We start from the raw sequence: 21,162 nt of genomic DNA, 5'->3' as shown, positions 1-21,162 counted from the left end.
CGGCCGATTCCAAGGAATGGGGGCAAAGCGACGATGCTTGAGGTATCTCGGTTCTGGCGTGATCCGGCCCTGCCTTTCGTTGAGGCGCGTGTGGTGGGAGACGGGCGCCAGGTGTGCCACGCATCCCACTCCCACGAGAGCTTTTCGCTCGGGGTGATCACCGGCGGGCGCAGTACTTACGTCAGCGGTAACCAACAGTTCGAGGTTGCGGCCGGCAGCACCGTGTTAATCAATCCGGGCGTGATTCACGCGTGCAATCCTGTGTCGGGTCTGCCGTGGTCATACATCATGCTGTTCATCGACACGCCGTGGCTGGCATCGGTAGGTTTTACCTGGCCGAGCCAACGATACAGCGCAGCCCCAGGCCTGTATCAGCAGGTGCTATCGGTGTGCGCCACGCTGTTTGACCCTGATGCGGCCGAGCGTGAGCAAGGCCTTATATCGATGCTGTGCGACCTGCCCAGCTTCCTTGACCATGAACCGGCGCCTGAGGCTGCGCTCAACCCGCGCCTTGAGGCGGCCGCAGCGTTCATCCGCGCCCACCGAAGCGATCCGCTAACGCTGCAAGACATTGCCACGGCCTGCGGCTTGTCGCGTGCCTACCTGATCCGTGCCTTTGGCAAGCGCTTCGGCCTGACGCCGCACGGTTACCTGCTCGATCAGCGTGTGCAACTGGCCCGGTCGCACTTGCGCCACGGGCAATCGATCGCCGAGGCAGCCCAGCACGCGGGCTTTGCCGATCAGTCGCACTTGCAGCGGGCATTCAAGCGGCATTTGGCGGCCACCCCCGGGCATTATCGGTGAGCCGCAGAGTCTATATGACCAGCCCTACTGCGCTGGCGACCAACAACGCAGCAAGCGTACGATTCAATAGGCGCAGCGGGCGCGGGCTGTGCAGGTGACGGCCTGCAACACTGCCCGCCCAAGCCCAGCAGGCCACGGACACGAAGCATATCGGTGCATATATCCCTGTAAAGACCCACAGCGCCTGTTGCTCGCCTGCCGTATAGGCGCCCACCCCAGCCACTGCGGCAAGCCACGCCTTGGGGTTCAACCACTGCATGGTTGCCCCGCACCAGGCTGAAGGAGGCACGCAGGTGTGAGTGGCGCCCAGTGCGCCGTCGTCGCTGGCGAGTCGCAAGGCCATGTAAAGCAGAAACAGCACTCCCCCGGCCTGGAGCACACCCTGTAGCGGCGCCCAATGTGCCAGTAGCTGATGCAGGCCGTTGCCCACCAGCAGCAGGAGCGCGCAAAAACCCAGTGTCGCGCCTGCTGCGTGGCCCAGGCTTGCGGGTAGGCCGTGCCGAACGCCGCTGGCCAGGGCCACTACATTAACCGGGCCTGGCGAAATGGAGGCCGCCAGTGCGAAGGCGGCCATGGACAATGCTAGATTCATGGCAAAGTACTCACGGGTGCTGTGCCGGGCATCATCCAGCCACAACGTCAGTCCGGTATTGAACAAAAGTGCCCACCCGGCGCCGGGGAACGCACCGGCTGCACACGGGCATAGGTTGCTAACGGTTTGTAATAGTTTTGCGCTTACCGGAAAACCTGCTGTGCTTGTAGGATCATCTTCCCTAATTGTTATTCAGGTCACTATGAGCACCTTCGCGGAGCCTCCCAGTCCCCGGCCTTGCTGGCCACATCGTTCAATCCCCTCAATCTCTACGAGTATCCGCTGATGGAATGGCTGGCTGATCCGACGGCCTGGCTAGGCCTGCTCACGCTTATCGTCCTGGAATTGGTGCTGGGTATCGACAACCTGGTATTCATCGCCATTCTGGCTGACAAGCTTCCCCCTCATCAGCGCGACCGCGCGCGCATCATCGGCCTGAGCCTGGCGCTGATCATGCGCCTGGGCCTGCTGGCGAGTATTTCCTGGATGGTCACGCTAACGGCGCCACTGTTCGAGGTGTTCGACAAGAGTTTCTCAGGGCGCGACCTGATCATGCTCTTCGGTGGTGTATTCCTGCTGTTCAAGGCGACCATGGAATTGCATGAGCGGCTCGAGGGCCATGTCGCCCAGACCAGCGGCCCCGTACGTCACGCGGCCTTCTGGCCAATCGTTGCGCAGATCGTGGTGCTCGATGCGGTCTTCTCCCTGGATGCGGTGATCACCGCCGTGGGCATGGTCGAACACCTGTCCATCATGATGATCGCGGTGATTTTCTCCATCGGTATCATGATCGTGGCCAGCAAGCCGCTGACCCGGTTCGTCAATGCCCACCCGACGGTCATCATGTTGTGCCTGGGCTTTTTGATGATGATCGGTTTCAGCCTGACCGCAGAAGGCCTGGGCTTCCACATCCCCAAAGGCTATCTGTATGCAGCGATCGGCTTCTCGATTCTGATCGAGCTGTTCAATCAGCTGGCCAGGGCGCGGCGCAAGCGCAGCCTGCAGCAGCATCGGCCTTTGCGTGAGCGTACGGCGCATGCGGTATTGCGTCTGCTCGGCGGTCGTCGCGTCGAAGCTGACGAAGTCGGGGAAGAGATCGCCGACATGGTAGAGGGCAATGGCGAACAGGTGCTGTTTGATCGCCGCGAGCGGGTCATGATCAGCGGCGTGCTGAACTTGGCCGAGCGCCCGATCCGGACCGTCATGACCGTGCGCTCGGAAGTCGACGTGATCGATCTGGCTCAACCGCCCGACGCCATCACACACGCATTGATCAGTTCGCCTTACTCGCGACTGCCGCTGATTCGTGATGGCCGGGTGGACGAGCCACTAGGCTTCGTGCACAAGAAAGAGATGCTCAAGGAACTGCTGTCGGGCAATCAGCCTGACCTGGAGGGCATGGCCCGCGCCCCGTTGAACCTGCTGGACAGTTTCAGCATCCTCAATGCCCTCGAACAGATGCGCAACCAGTCCACCCATATTGCTTTCGTGGTCAACGAGTTCGGGGATTTCACAGGCGTACTGACCATGACCGATATTCTCGAATCCATCGCCGGTGAGCTACCTGACGCCAGTGAAGTCGAAGGGCCTGGGATCATTCAGGACAGCGAGGGCTTTGTCGTCAGTGGCGCAGTGAACCTGACCCAGGTGCAGGCTCGAACGGGTTTCGCTGCTCGTGCGACCGAGGACTACCAGACCCTGGCGGGCCTGGTGATGAGCTTGCTCGATCGCCTTCCGGTGGTAGGCGATCGTATTGCCTGGAACGGCTGGACGCTGATCGTCGAGGCTGTGGAAGAGCGCCGGGTACGTCAGGTGCGGCTTAAACCGAACGCCGACGGTGACGCAGCATGTGCTTGAACCCTTCGATGACCAGCACCACTACCGCAGCCCAGATGGGCAGGTAAGTGAGCCATTGGTCTGGACCGATGGTTTCGCCCAACAGCAAGGCTACGCCGACCAGCAGGACCGGCTCGACGTAGCTGAGCAGTCCAAACAGGCTAAACGGCAATAGCCTGCTGGCCAGGACATAAGCGATCAACGCAGACGCGCTGATCGCTCCCAGCACGGGGATCAGTACATAAAGGCCTGGATGGGCCTGCATGTCGGCGCTGGAGAGCGGCCCTTGCACCGCGAAATAGATGGCCCAAGGCAACAGCAGGCACATGTCGCACCACAGCCCGCCTAGATGATCCGTGCCGCAGCGGCGCCTTAGCACGAAATAGATCGGGTAGCCGATAACCACCACCAGGGTTTCCCAGGCGAAACTGCCGTGCTGATACAGTTCATGGCCCACCCCAAGTGCTGCACAGCCCACTGCAATCTTCTGCAAGTGCGACAATCGTTCGCCGTAGACCAATCGGCCCGTGAGCACCATGGCCAGGGGCAGCATGAAGTAACCCATCGATACTTCCAGGCTGCGTCCATGCAGCGGCGCCCAGAGGAACAGCCACAGTTGCACGCCCATCAGCCAGGACGTACCCACCATACCCAGCAGCAGCTGGGGTGTACGTCTGACCCTGCGCAGCAATTCGGCCACCCTTGCCCAGTCCTTGGACACCAGCATGAACAGCGTCAGGCAAGGCAGTGTGAGCAGCGTGCGCCAACCGAAGATCTCCTCGCCGTCCAGTGGCTTGAGCAGCGATGTATAAAAGTACATCACGGCGAACAGGCAGGACGCCGTGACCGATGTAACAATCCCTTTTGACACAAGTGCCTCGTATGCAGGAGATGAGCGTTGAGATCAGCCGCGCATGATCTCAGGGGGCGTGCTTTGCGGCAACCGCGAAGCGGCAGGCTGCGCCGCCAGCGTCTGCAGAAACTCGGCGGCAGGCATGGGCTTGGCGTAAAGATAACCCTGCTGGAAGTGAACCCCGTGCTGCTCGAGGTAATCGCGCTGAACTAGCGTTTCGACGCCTTCGGCCACGATGCCGAGCCCCAACTTGACCGATAGTTCGATGATGGTTTCGAGAACGGCAACGGACAACGCGTCCCCGCCGATCAGGGCAACGAAGCTCTGATCTATCTTCAGGTAATCCACCTTGAATTGCCTGAGGTAATTGAGGCTCGACTGGCCCGTGCCGAAATCATCGAGGGCGATCATTACGCCGATCTCATGCAACTGCTCAAACAACTCAAGCGTCGTGGGCGAGGGTTCGAGCAACTTGCGTTCGGTCAACTCCAGCGTGAGGATGACCCGACCCGGTGGGAAGTGGGCCAGGAATGCGCGGCAATCATCCAGAAGCTCAAGGCTGCGGCAGTGGTCGGCCGTGATGTTGATGCCGATGTGGAATCCGTCATCCATCAGGGCGGCGTAGGGCGCCAGGCTGCTCGCCGTGTGCTTGATCAGCGAACGGGTCATCGCCACGATCTGGCCGCTGTGCTCGGCATAGGGAATGAACAGGTCGGGCCTTACCAGCCCTTCGCTCGGGTGATTCCAGCGCATGAGCACTTCGGCACCGGCCCAGCGGTAGTCCCCTCGACGAACCACCGGTTGGAAATAGGGCAGGAACTCGTCGGCTTCCAGCGCCCTGCGCAGTTCGGCACGCGGCGAGGTAGCCCGCCTGATCTGCCAGTGGCAGGCAACGCCGGCAAGAACGCCTAGCACCGCCAGCAAGCCTAGAAGCGCCAGATAGTGACTGCGCCAAAGCCGGCTCGACTGGGGCGCCATGTAGCCGCCTTCAACGCTGAACGGATAGTGTGCAGACGCGATGAACACAGGGGCGCTTATCGCAGCCGGGGCTGGCCCCTTGTGAACAATGCCGTCTCGGCCCATCCAGGCGTCTCCAACGCGCAGGTACAGCGCATGGCCTGCACCGAGCAGGCGCAGCGCCATCAGCAGATGATCGCCATCGACCGTGGTGATCGCCGCGCGGTCTTTGTCACTGGCGCGATAGACCAGCAGCGGGTGCCCAGGTGTAACGGGATTACCGTCCATCAACCACAGGTGCCCATCGACATAGTCGCTGGCTGTCACTGGTTCATCGAACGCGCCGAACAATGAACTGCAGTACAGCCGATCTTGCTTGACCAGGTTGGTCGAGCGAATGAAGGCGTTACGGGTGACTTCGCCACGTAACAGCAGCTGCGCCTCGGCGCACGGGGTACCCGCCGAGGGCAGCAACGCGATGGCGGTACGGGAGGCCCCATCGAGGATGCGCTCGACGTGCTCGATGACCTGCTGGGCAGACGCTCGGCTGCCAGCTTGCAGATCACGCTCGATCTGCCAGTTCATCACGGCCATGCCGCATGCGATCGGGAATGCGCCGACCATCCAGGGCAGCAGGGTTCGCCAGCCGAAGCCTGAGCGCGATTTTCTAGAAAGGGGCATAGTGGCAACTGATCGAGGGAGACGCTACAAAGCATAGCCCTGTACCCAAGGGCGAGGAACAAATGTGGGACAAAACAAATTACGCTGTGTAGAATCGATTTACGAAAAAAACAATAAGGCTCCTTTGTTTCGGAGGAGTCACACCTGCTGAGTACGGGTCCTATGACATACCCTGGCTTCAGATTGATCATCGGCGACTTCCTCGCGCGCAGTGTGCGGGGCATTCCGTGCTCCCCGCCAGCGCTGTTCGACATCCCAGGCAAACATTGAATTCGCTGCAGATGAGGACACGCACATGGCTGATATTTTCGACAATCCTATGGGTTTGATGGGCTTCGAGTTCATCGAACTGGCTTCGCCTACCCCCGGTGTTCTGGAGCCTGTATTCCAGATGTTGGGCTTTACCAAGGTGGCCACCCACCGCTCCAAGGATGTGCACCTGTATCGACAGGGCGACATCAACCTGATCCTGAACAATGAACCCAGAAGCGTAGCGTCGTATTTCGCCGCCGAACATGGCCCGTCTATCTGCGGTATGGCGTTTCGTGTGCGCAACGCTCACGACGCTTACGCCCGCGCTCTCGAGCTGGGCGCTCAGCCGGTCGAAATCGAAACAGGTCCCATGGAATTACGTCTTCCGGCGATCAAGGGGATTGGCGGTGCCCCGCTTTATCTGATCGACCGTTTCGAGGAAGGCAGCTCGATCTATGACATCGACTTCAATTTCATTGACGGCGTGGATCGCCACCCGACCGGTGCGGGCCTGAAGGTCATCGACCACCTGACCCATAACGTGTATCGCGGGCGCATGGCCTATTGGGCCGGCTTCTACGAGAAGTTGTTCAACTTCCGCGAAATACGCTACTTCGACATCAAGGGCGAATACACGGGTTTGACCTCAAAGGCCATGACTGCGCCCGACGGCATGATCCGGATTCCGCTCAACGAAGAATCCTCCAAGGGAGCGGGGCAGATCGAAGAGTTCCTGATGCAGTTCAATGGTGAAGGCATCCAGCATGTCGCATTTTCGACCGACGACCTGGTCAAGACCTGGGATGCTCTCAAGGGTCTGGGTATGCGTTTCATGACCCCGCCACCGCAGACCTACTACGAAATGCTTCCCGAGCGCCTGCCAGATCATGGTGAGCCGGTGGATCAGCTTCAGGCACGTGGCATTTTGCTGGACGGAGCAGCACAAGCCGGGGACAAGCGACTGTTGTTGCAGATTTTCTCCGAAACGCTGCTGGGGCCGGTGTTCTTCGAGTTCATCCAGCGCAAGGGTGACGATGGTTTCGGCGAAGGCAACTTCAAGGCGCTGTTCGAGTCCATCGAGCGGGACCAGGTGCGCCGTGGCGTGCTGAGCGTCGAGTAATGGCCGGCAGTGCCGTCATCGTCCTGGGCGATCGACGGCACTGTTTCGCTGCCTGACGCGCATCTTGCCCAACACCCCGTAAATCACCGACCCCATCATGAGCCCCACCAGCATCAATGAAGGGAGCATGTTGAACACGGCGGCGCGCAGCTCTTGCGCGGCGTAACCAGCGGGATAGCCACCGACCACCCGGTAGGGGTAATGGGTTGACTCCAATTCATGGGTGAATTCGGCAACCGAAGGCCTTGTGCCGTTCAGGCTATCGCCATCTTTCCAGACGGCGTGTTCGTCAAACTCCAGCACCAGCGTGAGTCCGTCCTTGAAAGCGTCAAGTTCACTGCGTAACTGCACCGGGTAGCTTGTTGCGATCACGCCTGTTTTCTCACCTTGCAAGTGCAAGTTCATCAATAAATAACCCTGCGCATCCACCATCAGTTGGTTGAACGTCAACAACTCGCCGGTCGAGGCGATGTCAGTCAGCACCTCAAGCGAGTCCGACGCTGAGCTGCAATAGGCCTTACCGTCCTCAATCAGTGTCAGCGACCTGAGCATCGAACGGCTCGTCACTTGGTCGACGAGCGCGCGTCTGATCATATTGCAAGGCTGACCTGCCAGTGGCAGCGTGCTCATGGCCACCTCATGTACGCGGTCCAAGGCTTGATCGACGCTGAAAATCGCCTCGCGCACCGACACTTCAGCATTGTCCTCAAGTTTGGCCTTCTGCTGAAAGTTGATGACCAGCAGTCCTGAAAAGACAGGTACCAGACCTACCGCCATCAGTAGCACTAACTCAAGCAGGCTCCGACCCGCATGCATGAACTTGTCCATCGATCATCCTTCCTCACACCTCGCGCTGCCCAGGGTGGGCAGCTGGCTCGATCCTAGGTCGTTATCGAAGACAGCACTGTAGGGAGAGAGCCGTGAAACTGTGGGATTTGGTTAGGCTGGATGTAGTTGTCATCCCCTATAGGAGCGGTATCACAGCTGATCAACACGCTCGGACCGGCGCATTCAGAGTAGGAAGGTCATCGTGTCGCGCTGGCCTGTGCTAACGTGACACGGCGCATGGACCTTGTGCGCCGGCCTCACATTCAGGCCGCAGGCTTTTGCTGAATGACGGAGAATCACATTGCCCGGCAAACAAGGACCTAGAGCCCCAATCGCATCGGTGGCAAAGGAGCTGTCCAAACGCAGACTCCCAAGCGATTTCAAGGAACAGGTGATCCGCTTCGATTGGTCGCAAACGGCGCTCGGGGCCTTGCCACACTGGCCTGCCTGCCTGCGCATCGCCGTCGACACCATGTCTCACTCACCGTTTCCGTGTGCCGTGGTGTGGGGCAATCAGCTAACGGTCATTCCCAACGACGCCTACGTGGCGCTCAAGGGGTCGTCAGGCACGTTGGGTGCGCGTTTCGATACGCTATGGCACGACCAGTGGGAGAGTCTGGGCCCGTATGTGTTCGACGCGCTAGCGGGCCGCTCCAGTTTTATCGAAGATCCGCCAGTGCGCATCGGTCATTGCGATCACGCTGACGGACCTTGGTGCGCCTTGGGTTATACCCCACTGAACGATGAGCTGGGGGAGGTTGCAGGGTTTGTCCATACGATTATCGAAACCACTGCGACCAAGGGAGGCCGTGAGCATTGGCGAAGCCAGGCCAAGTCTCTGGAGCGGCAGATTGCATCTCATGTCAGTGAGCTGGAAAGAATCTGGCAGCTATCAAACGACGCCATGATGACGGTCACCCCCGACCTCAAGCTGCACAATGCCAATCCCACCTGGCTAAGCATTCTAGGATGGGAGCTGGAGCAGGTGCAGCACTTGCCCATTCTGTCCCTGGTCCATCCTGCAGACCTCGCGCAGGTCCAGCATGCGATAGAATCGCTGCTGCGTCGCAACGACACCCATCAGATCGAGACACGCCTGCGGCACCGTGAGGGTCACTACCACTGGTTCAGCTGGAGTGCGCGGGTGGGTGCAAGGTTGGTGACCATCGTAGGGCGAGACATTACCGGCGCACGCGAAGACGCTATGCGCCAGTCCCGCATGTTGATGCGTAACACCGAGCGCATGGAGGCGGTGGGCCAGCTGGCCGGCGGCATGGGCAACGAGATGAACAACCTGCTGGCAGGCATTGGGGGTGGGCTTGAGTTACTGCAGCTGAGGCTCCAGGAAGGGCGCTTGGAACGTATCGAGGAGTATGTGAAGCTTTCTCGTGATTCGGTACTACGCGCCATGGAACTGACCCATCGCCTACTCGCATTCTCTCGTGATCGGCCTTCGGCGCCGAGGCCGTTTCACCTCGATCGCCAACTGCGCCTTAGCGAGCCGCTGCTGCTGAGTGCTCTGGGCCCCGAGATGCATATTGACTGGCAACTGGACGTCGCATCCTGGGTCGTGTGCTTGGACGTTGCGGCGTTGGAAAACGCATTGCTGTGCCTGTGCGCCAATGCGCGCGAGGCATGCCTTGGCAAGGGCACCGTGACAGTTCGGAGCGTCAACGAACGGCTAAGCGTTCCTTTTCCGGACGAAACAGGGCTGCCTGCGGGCGACTATGTGGCCGTGCATGTCGCCGATGAAGGTCATGGCATGCCGGCCAGCGACGTGGCCAGGGCTTTCGAACCCTTCTTCACCAGCAAGCCTCCAGGTCGGGGTGCTGGGTTAGGGCTGTCGATGGTCTATGGTTTCGTACGTCAATCGGGTGGCTATGCGTGGATTGAGTCTACAGTGGGCGAGGGGACCAAGGTGAGCATGCTGTTCCCCCGCTGCTTTGAGGCCGTTCACGAAGCGCCCGTCGGCTGCAAAAGCCCGGGTCGGGTAGGGAGCGGCGAGCGTGTATTGCTGGTAGACGATGAATTGAACCTGCGTACGGTAATGCGCGAATATTTGCTTGAATCTGGCTTCGATGTCACCGATGCCGCAGATGCCAATAGCGCTCTGCAGCGCTTTCGCCAGGATGAGCCGTTCGATCTAGTGGTTACCGACATCGGGTTACCCGGCAGCTTCAGTGGCAGGCAAGTGGCCAGAGCCATGCGCATGCTCAAGCCCGAACAAAAAATCCTGTTCATCACAGGCTATGCCCTGCAGGAGATCGAGTCAGAATCCATTCAACAGCCCGGAACGGCGCTTCTGCGCAAGCCGTTCCAGCTGGCGCAGCTGGTGGAGCAGGTACTGGAGATGATCGACAGCTGACACGGGCTGCCGTATGCCTAAAGGTCTTTCTGCAGATAAGGATCATCCGGGTTCTGGCGCTCGAGTTCGGCGAGCAGCACCTGCACATTCTGCAACTGCCCGGACTCTTTCCAGTACTCGATCAGCAGGACTCTGGCTTGCCGATTGGCAGGCGTCCTGCTCAGGATGGCTTCCAACTGCCTTTGGGCCGCATCCAGTTGCTCAAGATCATGCAGGGTCTTGGCAAGGCTCAGACGATACTCGGCATTGTCCGGCTCCAGTTCCACCGCCCGTGACAGCGCCAACAGTGCGTATTCCTGCTGGTCGTGACGAATCAGCCAACGGCCGAGCTCGTGCTGCAAGAACGCCGAATCGGGGGTTACTGCCAGCGCATCGGCCAGCACCTGACGTGAAGCATCCTGCGCCCCTTGGCGCTCAAGCAAGGTCACCTTCAACGCCACGGCATCGAGGTTACTGTCATCGCCTGCCAATGCCCGCTCGATGGCAGCGCCCGCCTTGGGATACTCGTCCTCGTGCAGGTACAGGCGGGCAAGCTGGACCTGAGCATCGACGTCCTGGGGCTGGGCGAGCAGTACCTGTTCCTGCGCTTGAATGGCTTCGTGCAAGGCGCGGATGTAAAGGCCTATGCTGTCAGGGGCCACGTCCAGCAGCGCCCCTACGGCTGCAAAACGAACGCTCTGCTCGCTGTCTTCGAGCAGGGGGCCAAGTATCAGGCTCCGCTGAGGCCCAGGCAGCAGGCGGCTGATCGCGGACACGGCGGCGCGGCGTACAATGGCATCGGCATGATTCAGGTCTGCCTCGGCCAGCTTGAAGGCCTGCGCAGATGGGTAATTGGGCAGCTCGGCATACAGGGCCGCTCGGCGGATGGCCGGTAGGTCACGGCGCTGCAGCTGTTGGTACAAGACCCGTGCAGCGCCGGGCTGACCGTCATGGGCCTGGCGCAGTGCCTTCACGTAGCTGTGCGGGGGCAGGGCTGGCTGTTCAGGCTCCACGTCGCGCCACAGATAGCCGAACAGCGCTGACAGCATCATCAACGGCAGCAGTGCAATCAGGTAGCGGGTACGTCTTGGCATCGGACGGTCCGTGTGTCAGGAGTGGCAAAGCTTGGGCCAGCCTACGGGCAAATGCAACCGAGGCTGGGCACGCGCGTGGCGGGCTGGACGTGAAACCCCCAGGCCTGAGAAAAAAAACCCCGCAGAACTGAATCGGCGGGGCAAACGGTCGGTCATGGACCCACCAAAGGAGCCTGTGGTGCTGCTCAGTGCGAGCTGGCCACCGTGTCGGGTTGCCAGCCGCCACCGAGTGCCTTGTAGATCGAAACGATCCCTCGATAGAGGTCCACCTCGCCAAGCGCCTGCGCATCTTCGGCACTCAGGCGCTCGCGCTCGGCATCGAGCAGCACCAGGTAATCGACTGACCCTTCGCGGTAGCGGATCGACGCCAGGTCGGCCGCCTTGCGGCTGGCTTCGCTCTGACGCATCAGCGATAGCAGTCGCTGCTGGATCTTGTCGTAGTCGCTGAACGCGTTGGCCGACTCTTCCAGCGCCAACAGTACTTGCTGCTCATAATTGGCCAGCGCGCCTTGCGCATCGGCTTTGGCGCCGCGCAGCCGTGCCCTCACGCTACCCAGGTCAAACGCCGCCCAGGTAATGCTGGGGCCCAACCCCCAGGCGCCCGCTGCCGAGGAGCCGAGCTGAGAGCCGCGCGCTGCGGTGAAGCCCAGGAAACCGCTCAGGCTCACCCGGGGAAACAGATCTGCCGTTGCCACCCCAACGTTGGCGGTGGCCGCAGCAAGCTGGCGTTCGGCGCTGCGGATGTCCGGGCGGCGGCGCAGCAGTTCACCCGGATCGCCTACAGGCAGGGCCTTGGCGATGGCGGGCAGGGCCTTGGGCGAAAGGTCCACACCGATTGCGTCAGGCCGGCGGCCCAGCAAGGTGGCGATGCGATGCCGCGATCTGGCCTGTTGAGCCTGCAACTGCGGCACACTGGCTTCAACCCCTGCCAGGCGCGCGTCGGCCCGCACCACGTCCAGTTCATTACCCACCCCGGCATCGCGCAACGTTTCAGTGATGGTACGTGACTGTTGCTGCGTCTTGAGGTTAGCCAAGGCAATGTGTTCACGCAGTTGCGCGCCGCGCAGCTGGCCATAAGCGTCGACCAGCTCGGCGATGAGACTGACCTGAAGTTGCTGAAGGTCGGCCGCCGCTGCTGCTTCCTGAGCCTGGCTGGCTTCGATCTGGCGGGAAATTCGCCCGAACAAGTCGACTTCCCACGCCATGTCCAGGCCCAGGTCATAGCGCTCGGCATTGACCCGGTGGTCGGTCTGGCCAGGCACCTGGCCTTTGCCCACTTCACTGCTGGCACGGCTGGTCACGACCGGAAACAGATCGTTTTCGGCATCGTCCCGAATCGCCCTGGCGGACTTAAGCCGTGCGAAAGCGACCCGTAGATCTCGGTTGCCTTCCAACGAGGCCTGTACCAGTTGGTTCAGGGTCGGATCGTCGAACTGTTTCCACCACAGGCTTTCGAAACGGGTACGGTCATAGGCCTTGGCCTGGGCCTCGACGTCCAGGTGGGCTGGGGCAGTGGCCGGAGCCTGGTAATCAGGTCCCACCGCGCAAGCCGCCAGGGCCAGGCTGAGCAGGCTCGGTGTCAGGTGTTTGAACAGGTTCATGCAGGGTTCTCCAGCGGATGGACGCGCTCGGCTTTGCGGGCCTGACGTCGCTCGACAAAACGGCGGATCAGGAAGAAGAACACCGGCGTCAGGAACAGCCCGAACACCGTGACGCCGATCATTCCGGAGAACACCGCCACGCCCATGGCATGTCGCATCTCCGAGCCCGCGCCCGAGCTGAACACCAGTGGTACGACACCCATGATGAACGCGATGGACGTCATCAAGATGGGGCGCAAGCGCAGACGGCAGGCTTCGAGCACCGCAGCCAAGGGGTCCAGGCCTTTGGCCTGCTCGTCCTTGGCGAACTCGACGATCAGGATGGCGTTCTTGCAGGCAAGCCCCACCAGGACGATGAGCCCGATCTGGGTGAAGATGTTGTTGTCGCCTCCCGAGACAATGACCCCGGTGATGGCCGAGAGCAGCGTCATCGGCACGATCAGGATCACGGCCAAGGGCAGGCTCCAGCTCTCGTACTGGGCGGCCAGTACCAGGAACGCCAACAGCACGCACAACGGGAACACGAACAGCGCAGTGTTGCCCGAGAGAATCTGCTGGTAGGTCAGGTCCGTCCACTCGAAGGTCATGCCGTTGGGCAGTTCCTGCTTCAGAAGTTTCTCGATGGCTGCTTCCGCCTGGCCTGAACTGTAGCCGGGCGCCGCTGCGCCATTGATTTCCGCGGTGATGAAGCCGTTATAGTGCATCACGCGGTCGGGCCCGGAGGTGTCGGTAACCTTGAGGAACGTGGCCAGTGGGATCATCTCGCCCCGGTTGTTGCGCACCTTCAGTTGGCCGATCTGCTCGGCGTCGAGTCGGAACTGCTGCTCGGCCTGCACGTTGACCTGGTAGGTACGTCCGAACCGGTTGAAGTCGTTGGTGTACAGCGACCCCAGGTACACCTGCAGGGTGTCGAAGATATCGTTGATGGCCACGCCGTGGGTCTTGGCTTTCTCGCGATCAATGGCCGCGTCGACCTGCGGCACGTTGACCTGGTAGCTGGTGAACAGCCCCGCGAGCTCTGGCACCTCATGGCTCTTGGCAATGATGTTCTGGGTTTCCTTGTACAGCGCTTCGTAACCCAGGTTGCCACGGTCCTCAATCTGCAGGCGGAAGCCACCGATGGTACCCAGACCTTGCACGGGCGGCGGCGGGAAGATCGCGATGTAGGCGTCCTGAATGTCCGCGAACTGGGCATTCAACGCCGCGGCGATGGCAGCGGCCGACTGGCTGGGGTCCTTGCGTTCGTCGAAGGGCTTGAGGGGGGTGAACACGATGCCGCTGTTGGGGCTGTTGGTGAAGCCGTTGATCGAAAGGCCCGGGAACGCGACAGAGTCCGCCACGCCCGGTTGCTTGAGAGCAATCTCGCTCATGCGCTTGATCACCGCTTCGGTGCGGTCAAGGCTGGCGGCATCTGGCAGCTGGGCGAAAGCCACCAGGTATTGCTTGTCCTGGGCAGGTACGAAACCCGTTGGTGTTGAGGAGAAACCCAGGTAGGTCAGGCCCATTAAACCGGCATAGACGAACAAGGCGATCCCACTGGAGCGGATCACTCGGCGAACACCGCCTACGTAGCGATGGCTGGCGCGGTCGAAGAAGCGGTTGAACGGGGCAAAAAGCCAGCGGCCCAGCAACTTATCCAGCAGCCGCGAGAACGTGTCCCGTGGTGCATGATGGTCTTTGAGCAACACCGCCGCCAAGGCAGGGGACAGGGTCAGCGAGTTGAACGCCGAAATCACCGTAGAGATCGCAATGGTCAGGGCAAACTGCTTGTAGAACTGGCCGGTCAGCCCCGAGATGAACGCTGCAGGGACGAACACCGCGCACAACACCAAGGCGGTGGCGATGATCGGGCCTGTCACCTCGCTCATGGCTTTTTGCGTGGCCTCGAGCGGTTTGAGGCCCAGCCCGATGTTGCGCTCGACGTTTTCCACCACCACGATGGCGTCATCGACCACGATGCCGATTGCCAACACCAACCCGAACAAGGAAAGGGCGTTGAGCGAGAAGCCGAACAGGTGCATCACGGCAAAGGTGCCGATCAGCGATACTGGCACGGCCAGCAACGGAATGATCGATGCGCGCCAGGTCTGCAGGAACAGGATGACCACCAGCACGACTAACACCAGTGCTTCGAACAGCGTGTGCACCACCGCCTCGATCGAGCCGCGCACGAACACGGTGGGGTCGTAGACGATGCTGTAGTCCATGCCTTCGGGGAAGTCTTTCTTCAATTCCGCCATCTTCGCGCGCACTTCATCGGAGATGTCGATGGCGTTCGAGCCTGGGCGCTGGAAGATCGGGATGGCCACGGCGGGCTGGTTGTTGAGCAGCGAGCGCAGGGCGTACTGGCTGGAGCCCAGTTCGACGCGAGCGATATCCTTCAGGCGCGTGATTTCACCGTCCGCGCCGGCCCGGATGATGATGTTCTCGAATTCTTCCTCATTGACCAGGCGACCCTGGGTGTTGATCGAGAGCTGGAAGCTGGTGGAGCCTGGTGCGGGCGGAGCGCCCAGCTGCCCCGCAGCCACCTGGCGGTTCTGCTCGCGAATCGCGGTAACCACATCGGTGGCCGTCAGGTTGCGCGAGGCGGTCTTGTTAGGGTCCAGCCACACGCGCAAGGAATAGTCGCCCATGCCAAACAGTTGCACATCACCCACACCGCCCAGCCGCGCCAGCTCGTCCTTGATGTTCAAGATGGCGTAGTTGGACAGGTAGAGCATGTCATAGCGGTTGTCCGGTGAGGTCAGGTGCACGACCATGGTCAGGTCGGGCGAGGCCTTGTCCACCGTGATACCGATACGGGTCACTTCCTCGGGCAGCTTGGGCTGCGTGCGGGTCACACGGTTCTGCACCTGTACCTGGGCATTGTCCAGATCGGTCCCCAGGGCGAAGGTGATGGTCAGGGTCAGCTTGCCATCGGCGGTGGACTGCGAGGACATATAGAGCATGTTCTCGACCCCGGTGATAGCTTGCTCCAAGGGCGCGGCGACGGTTTCGCCGATGACCTTGGGGTTGGCCCCCGGGAAGTTGGCGCGCACGACGACCGTGGGCGGTACGACTTCGGGGTATTCGCTAATGGGCAACTGGAACAGCGATATGGAGCCGGCGATCAGCAGCACCAGTGACAGCACCGCCGCGAAGATGGGCCGTGTGATGAAGAATTTGGAGAAGTTCATCGGTGGGGTTCCTCAACCGCGCGGCGCAGGGGCGCTGGCGCCCTGGTTGGTGGTGCCGGCCACTTTGGCCGTGCCGGTGCTCGCTTCCAGTGCCTGACGTTGCTGGGCGAGTGCGGCCAGTGTCTGCTCGCTGGCCATGGGCGCTTCTTCTGGAGTGACCTGAGAGCCCGGGCGCACCCGCTGCAGGCCCCTGACGACGATGCGATCGTCCTTGCCCAGCCCGCTGCGCACGATGCGCAAGCCCTCGAGCTTTGGCCCCAGCTCGACAGCGCGGTAGGCCGCCTTGTTGTCCTTGTCCATGACCAGCACGAACTTCTTGCCCAGATCGGTGCCCACCGCTTCATCGTTGATCAGCACAGCATGGTACTGTGCGCTGCCGACCAGTTTCAGGCGTGCATACAGGCCAGGGGTGAATTCACCGCGCTTGTTGTCGAACACGGCCCGGCCACGAATGGTGCCGGTGCGTGGGTTGACCTGGTTGTCGACGAAGTTCATCTGCCCTAGATGCGGGTTGCCAGTCTCGTTGGTCAGGCCCAGGTAGACCGGTGTGCTTTGCCCGCGCTGGCCTTGGCGGGCCAGCTGCGTGTACTTGAGGTAAACGCGTTCGTCAGCATCGAAATAGGCGTACACCTTGTCGGTGGAGACCACGCTGGTCAGAGGCGTGACGTCGGCAGTGACGATGTTGCCGGCGGTGAACTGCGCGCGGCTCACGCGGCCGTTGATCGGGGAGGTGACCCGGGTGAAGCTCAGGTTCAGACGTGCCAGGTCAAGTTGCGCCTGGATGGCATCTACGCCGGCGCGTGCTTCGGCCGCAGCGCTGTTGCGTGATTCTGCGAGTTCGGCGGAGATGGCGTTGCTGTCTCGTAGCCGCTCACCCCGGCGGGCTTCGTTGGCGCTGCGGATGGCACTGGCCTTGGCTTGCTGCAGCTGGGCCTCAAGGCGGCGGACCTCGGCCTGGAACGGCCGTGGGTCGATCTGGAACAGCAGATCACCTTTGCGCACCTGGGCGCCTTCGGTGAACGTCACCTGGTCGATCTGACCCGAGACACGGGGGCGCACTTCGACGGTTTCCGGCGCTTCCAGACGCCCGGTGAACTCGTCCCATTCGTTGATCGGCTGCTCGATCACCTTGGCCACGGTAACCTTTGGAGCCGCCGGGGCCTGCGCGGCATCGGGGGTTTTGCTGCAAGCGCCGAGCGCTACCACTGCAAGGGCTGCAAGTGGGACGCCGAATGGTTTGAGTGACTGCTCCATGGAGAACTCCGCCAATATATTAGGAATGGGCGGAGTGTGAGTGCGTTGCGCGCGGGGAACGAATCGAATGGGCTGAAGGTTAATATCATGGTGAATGATATGAACCCGTCGCTTATCGCCTTCTGGCGATACAGCAGCTGCTCAGCGATGGGGCGCTACAGGCGCCCCCAACCGCTCAGGGCTGGCTTGCACCCTTGCCCGTTGTGCCTTCCGAGCCAGTGCCGTCCATGCCTGGTAAATCCTGGTTGTCGTTCTGCTGGGCTGGCGGGCTGTCTGGATCGTTGCCCTGTAGCCTTGGATCCGTATCACGGGGCATAGGCTTTTCAATCGGGTTGAGCGTGCTGTCTGCGCCTGGCTTGGGTGCCTGGTTGTGTGGGTCATCCGGGTAAGTAGGCCCGGTCCCGGCAGCGAGGGCCAGGGGTGAGGCGAGCAGGGCAAGCAGCAGGATGCTGGGGCGATTCATGGCAATCTCCTTAGCGACGGGCAGGGCAGGTTCGTAACCTTTTGGCCTTGCCCGGCAGTTCAAAGTGCCAGCACCCCGATCAACGGTCACACCACCAGCGACAGCGCCATGATGAACACGATGCCGACCACTGACAGCAGGGTCTCCATCATGCTCCAGGTTTTGAAGGTCTCGGCCACCGTCATGTTGAAGTACTGCTTGACCAGCCAGAACCCGGCATCGTTGACATGGGACAGGATCAGCGACCCGGCACCGGTCGCCAGCACCAGCAGTTCACGGTTCACCCCAGGCACCAGGTCGATCACAGGTGCCACGATCCCTGCGCCGGTAATGGTCGCCACGGTGGCAGACCCCGTGGCGATTCGAATGACCGCAGCGACCAACCAGGCTAGCAGAATCGGCGAGATCTCGGCTTGCACAGCCATTTGCCCGATTACGTTGCCAACGCCGGTATCGACCAGCATTTGCTTGAAGCCGCCGCCGGCGCCAACAATCAGGACAATGGCAGCCGTGGGCGCGAGGCTGTGATCGAGCATCTTCATGATCTGTTGGCGATTGAAACCGCGCGCCGAGCCAAAGGTGTAGAACGCCAGCAGCAAGGCGGCGAGCAATGCAGTGATAGGGTGCCCGATCAGGTCCATCCATTGGCGCACGATGTGCTCGGCAGGCAGCACCACGTCGGCGAAGGTCTTGAGCAGCATCAGTACCACCGGCAGCAACACGGTAATCAAGGTGACGCTGAAGCTCGGCAGGTTGGCCTGGTCCGATTCCTTGGCGATCTGGTCCATCAGCTCCTGGGAAGGGTGCCCGGGGATATAGCGCGAGATGAAGTTGCCGAACAGGGGGCCGGCGATGATGGCCGTGGGCAGGGCCACGATCAGGCCATAGAAGATGGTCTTACCGATGTCGGCGTGGAAGATGCCGATGGCCAGCAACGGCCCTGGGTGCGGCGGTACCAGGCCGTGCACGACCGACAAGCCTGCCAGCAAGGGGATACCGATCTTGATCAGCGAGACCCCGGAGCGCCGCGCGACGATGAAGACCAGGGGGATGAGCAGGACGAAACCGATCTCGAAGAACAGCGGAATGCCCACCAGAAAGGCAGCGAACATCATCGCCCAGTGCACGTTCTTCTTGCCAAAGGCCCTGATCAGGGTCTGAGCGATCTGGTCAGCCCCGCCGGAATCGGCCATCAGCTTGCCCAGCATCGTCCCCAGTGCGAGCACGATGCCGACGAACCCCAGCACGCCTCCGAAGCCGTCCTGGAACGACTTCATGACCTTGGCTACCGGCATGCCAGAGGTCAGGCCAAGGAAACCGGCAGCCAGGGTGAGGGCGACGAATGGGTGCACCTTGAAATGGGTGATAAGCAGAATCAGCCCGACGATGGTAACCAACGCGTCGAGGAGCAGGAAGGTATCAGTAGCCAGTCCGAACATGGTGTGTAGGCCTCGGTCTTATCGTTGTTTTTGGCGGAGCTTGGTGGGTAAGTCGTTGGTAAGACAGCGCTGTCTTGGCGGTGCGAAGTGCGAGCAGGCTCAGGCAGTCTGCGCAACACTGTGCTCGGCGCAGCGCTTGAGCCAGCCGTCTACCGCCTCAGCGAGCGCAACGATCGGCTGGGTGGCATCCAGTGTCAGGGTAAGCGGTTCATCGTAGGGTGGCTCAAGGGCGGCGAACTGGCTCTGGATGAGGCTGGCCGGCATGAAATGCCCTGGTCGGGCCAGAACCCGTTGCTTAGCCTGGTCAGGGGTGAGCTCAAGAAAGACGAACATCAGCCCAGGCATCGCGCAACGCAGCGTGTCGCGGTAGCTGCGCTTGAGTGCGGAACAGGTGAGAATCGGCCGAGTGCCGGCCTGACTTATCGCTTGCATTTCCTCGCCCAGACGGACCAGCCAACCAGCACGGTCATTGTCATCCAGGGGAATACCGGCGCTCATCTTGTCGATGTTGGCCTGCGGGTGAAAAGCGTCACCTTCGATCAGGTGCCCGCCGCTGTAAGCGGCGATGGCCGATGCGATGCAGCTCTTGCCGCAGCCGGCCACACCCATGACCACGATGGCGGGCAGTGGAGAATTCATCTGTACCTCCTGCAGGGTGGGACAGCGCTGTCTTAAGCTCGGGCAGCGCGATCTCCCCAATGTTATTGATCTTGTGCTTACGCAGTATGGACGCCGTGCGGCAATCACCTGAGGGCAACGTGCAAACAACCGTTGCCTACGTCCTGAGACAGCGCTACCTTAGAGGCCGTTCCCAGTCCTTGCAAGTAGTAAAATTACAACATTATGGCCCGCATTGGTTCGCGCACTACTGGTCGTCCCACCCTGGCTGAAGTCGCCAGAATGTCCGGGGTTTCCCCCATAACTGCATCCCGGGCCTTGCGCGGCGTCACGACCGTGGCCCCTGAACTCGCTGCCAAGGTCATGGCTGCGGCCACGACCCTTGGCTACGTGGCCAATCCCGCCGCCCGGGCGTTGGCATCTGCCCGCAGCCACTCGGTCGTGGTGCTCATACCGTCACTGTCCAACCAGTTGTTCATCGACACCCTCGAAGCCATCCATGATGTGATGCGCCCACGAGGGCTGGAGGTGCTGATCGGCAACTATCACTACGATACCGCCGAGGAAGAAAACCTCATCCGCAACTATCTGGCCTATCAGCCCTGTGGGATGCTGCTGACGGGTTTCGAACGCACTGACGCTTCACGTCAGATGCTCGCGGCCAGTGGCGTTCCCTGCGTTCACATGATGGAACTGGATGGGGATGCCGACGCGTTGGCGGTAGGCTTTTCCCAGCACCAAGCGGGCCGGGCCGCGGCTCAACACCTGATCGAACGTGGTTGCACACGGCCTGGATTCATTGCGGCACAGCTCGATCCCCGGGTCATGCAGCGGGCCGAGGGCTTTCGCCAAGCGTTGGCCGAAGCTGGGTTGCACGCGGCCGAGCGAGAGGTCCTGACCCCAGCACCGTCGTCCATCGCACTCGGCGGTGAGCTGTTCAGCCGCCTGATCAGGCAGGCGCCGGCAGTGGACGGTATCTTCTTTTGCAACGATGACCTTGCCCAGGGCGCTGTGCTTCAAGCGCTGCGCCAGGGCATCAATGTCCCGCAGCAGGTTGCCATGGTTGGCTTCAACGATCTGCCGGCTTCGGCGCACATGGTGCCCAGGCTTACTTCCATTCGCACGCCAAGGGCTGCGGTGGGGCGGGTCGCCGCCCAGGCATTGTTGACGCTGCTCGACGGCAAAGCCGTGACGCCAGCCCGGCAGGACCTGGGGTTTGAGTTGATGGTGCGAGAAAGCTCCTGAGATTC

At 61.3% G+C, this 21,162-nt stretch carries 16 protein-coding genes; 5 read left to right on the top strand and 11 right to left on the bottom strand.

Features of this window, described 5'->3' with window-relative positions; translation table 11 throughout:
• The first annotated feature begins 33 nt into the window (after positions 1-33).
• A complete protein-coding gene (locus ACK59L_RS04115) occupies positions 34-804 on the top strand; it encodes an AraC family transcriptional regulator (protein WP_196186231.1) in 771 nt (256 codons plus the stop codon).
• Positions 805-814: 10 nt separating this feature from the next.
• Here ACK59L_RS04115 and ACK59L_RS04110 read toward each other — a convergent pair whose 3' ends face one another.
• Positions 815-1,396 carry a LysE family translocator gene (locus tag ACK59L_RS04110; protein ID WP_409272064.1) on the bottom strand — a complete coding sequence of 194 codons (582 nt, stop codon included), beginning with the start codon at positions 1,394-1,396 and terminating at the stop codon, positions 815-817.
• 285 nt (positions 1,397-1,681) lie between these two features.
• Here ACK59L_RS04110 and ACK59L_RS04105 point away from each other — a divergent pair, with 285 nt between their 5' ends.
• Complete coding sequence (locus ACK59L_RS04105) at positions 1,682-3,253, top strand: TerC family protein (RefSeq protein ID WP_167339541.1); 1,572 nt, start codon at positions 1,682-1,684, stop codon at positions 3,251-3,253.
• Here ACK59L_RS04105 and rarD read toward each other — a convergent pair.
• Both rarD and ACK59L_RS04095 read right to left on the bottom strand, forming a co-directional pair.
• Positions 3,216-4,103 (bottom strand): EamA family transporter RarD, encoded by an 888-nt coding sequence (gene rarD / locus ACK59L_RS04100; protein WP_409272038.1) that lies wholly within the window; start codon positions 4,101-4,103, stop codon positions 3,216-3,218. The genes ACK59L_RS04105 and rarD overlap by 38 nt on opposite strands.
• 33 nt (positions 4,104-4,136) lie before the next feature.
• Positions 4,137-5,723 (bottom strand): EAL domain-containing protein, encoded by a 1,587-nt coding sequence (locus ACK59L_RS04095; RefSeq protein ID WP_409272036.1) that lies wholly within the window; start codon positions 5,721-5,723, stop codon positions 4,137-4,139.
• Positions 5,724-6,018: 295 nt separating this feature from the next.
• On the opposite strand from ACK59L_RS04095, the gene hppD reads away from it, so the two are divergent.
• Complete coding sequence (gene hppD, locus ACK59L_RS04090) at positions 6,019-7,095, top strand: 4-hydroxyphenylpyruvate dioxygenase (RefSeq protein ID WP_027914930.1); 1,077 nt, start codon at positions 6,019-6,021, stop codon at positions 7,093-7,095.
• A 15-nt stretch (positions 7,096-7,110) separates the two neighbouring features.
• On the opposite strand, the gene ACK59L_RS04085 is transcribed toward hppD, so the two are convergent.
• Positions 7,111-7,923, bottom strand: a complete 813-nt coding sequence (locus tag ACK59L_RS04085) for a CSS-motif domain-containing protein (protein ID WP_409272034.1) — start codon at positions 7,921-7,923, stop codon at positions 7,111-7,113.
• 301 nt (positions 7,924-8,224) lie between these two features.
• Between ACK59L_RS04085 and ACK59L_RS04080 the strand changes: the two genes are divergently transcribed.
• Entirely contained in the window at positions 8,225-10,288 is a 2,064-nt protein-coding gene (locus ACK59L_RS04080) for a response regulator (protein ID WP_409272032.1), read from the top strand.
• Between the two features lie 17 nt (positions 10,289-10,305).
• On the opposite strand, the gene ACK59L_RS04075 is transcribed toward ACK59L_RS04080, so the two are convergent.
• The 7 genes from ACK59L_RS04075 to ACK59L_RS04045 all read right to left on the bottom strand — a co-directional run bounded on the left by ACK59L_RS04075 (position 10,306) and on the right by ACK59L_RS04045 (position 19,933).
• Positions 10,306-11,361 carry a hypothetical protein gene (locus ACK59L_RS04075; RefSeq protein ID WP_409272030.1) on the bottom strand — a complete coding sequence of 352 codons (1,056 nt, stop codon included), beginning with the start codon at positions 11,359-11,361 and terminating at the stop codon, positions 10,306-10,308.
• A gap of 185 nt (positions 11,362-11,546) precedes the next feature.
• Positions 11,547-12,962 (bottom strand): efflux transporter outer membrane subunit, encoded by a 1,416-nt coding sequence (locus ACK59L_RS04070; RefSeq protein ID WP_196136039.1) that lies wholly within the window; start codon positions 12,960-12,962, stop codon positions 11,547-11,549.
• Positions 12,959-16,138 (bottom strand): efflux RND transporter permease subunit, encoded by a 3,180-nt coding sequence (locus tag ACK59L_RS04065; protein WP_167339547.1) that lies wholly within the window; start codon positions 16,136-16,138, stop codon positions 12,959-12,961. Before ACK59L_RS04065 ends, ACK59L_RS04070 begins: the two co-directional genes overlap by 4 nt.
• A 12-nt stretch (positions 16,139-16,150) precedes the next feature.
• On the bottom strand, positions 16,151-17,392 hold the full coding sequence (gene mexE, locus ACK59L_RS04060; RefSeq protein WP_409272027.1) for a multidrug efflux RND transporter periplasmic adaptor subunit MexE: 1,242 nt from the start codon (positions 17,390-17,392) through the stop codon (positions 16,151-16,153).
• Positions 17,393-17,567: 175 nt separating this feature from the next.
• Complete coding sequence (locus ACK59L_RS04055) at positions 17,568-17,855, bottom strand: hypothetical protein (RefSeq protein WP_058605015.1); 288 nt, start codon at positions 17,853-17,855, stop codon at positions 17,568-17,570.
• Between the two features lie 86 nt (positions 17,856-17,941).
• Entirely contained in the window at positions 17,942-19,294 is a 1,353-nt protein-coding gene (locus ACK59L_RS04050; RefSeq protein ID WP_027914937.1) for a GntP family permease, read from the bottom strand.
• A gap of 99 nt (positions 19,295-19,393) precedes the next feature.
• Complete coding sequence (locus ACK59L_RS04045; RefSeq protein WP_058637754.1) at positions 19,394-19,933, bottom strand: gluconokinase; 540 nt, start codon at positions 19,931-19,933, stop codon at positions 19,394-19,396.
• Between the two features lie 204 nt (positions 19,934-20,137).
• On the opposite strand from ACK59L_RS04045, the gene ACK59L_RS04040 reads away from it, so the two are divergent.
• Positions 20,138-21,157 (top strand): LacI family DNA-binding transcriptional regulator, encoded by a 1,020-nt coding sequence (locus ACK59L_RS04040; RefSeq protein ID WP_058637753.1) that lies wholly within the window; start codon positions 20,138-20,140, stop codon positions 21,155-21,157.
• Positions 21,158-21,162 lie beyond the last annotated feature (5 nt).

The organism is Pseudomonas sp. KCJK9111, assembly GCF_046231935.1.
Classification (GTDB): domain Bacteria; phylum Pseudomonadota; class Gammaproteobacteria; order Pseudomonadales; family Pseudomonadaceae; genus Aquipseudomonas; species Aquipseudomonas parafulva_B.
This window is presented reverse-complemented; position numbering and strand designations above follow the sequence as displayed.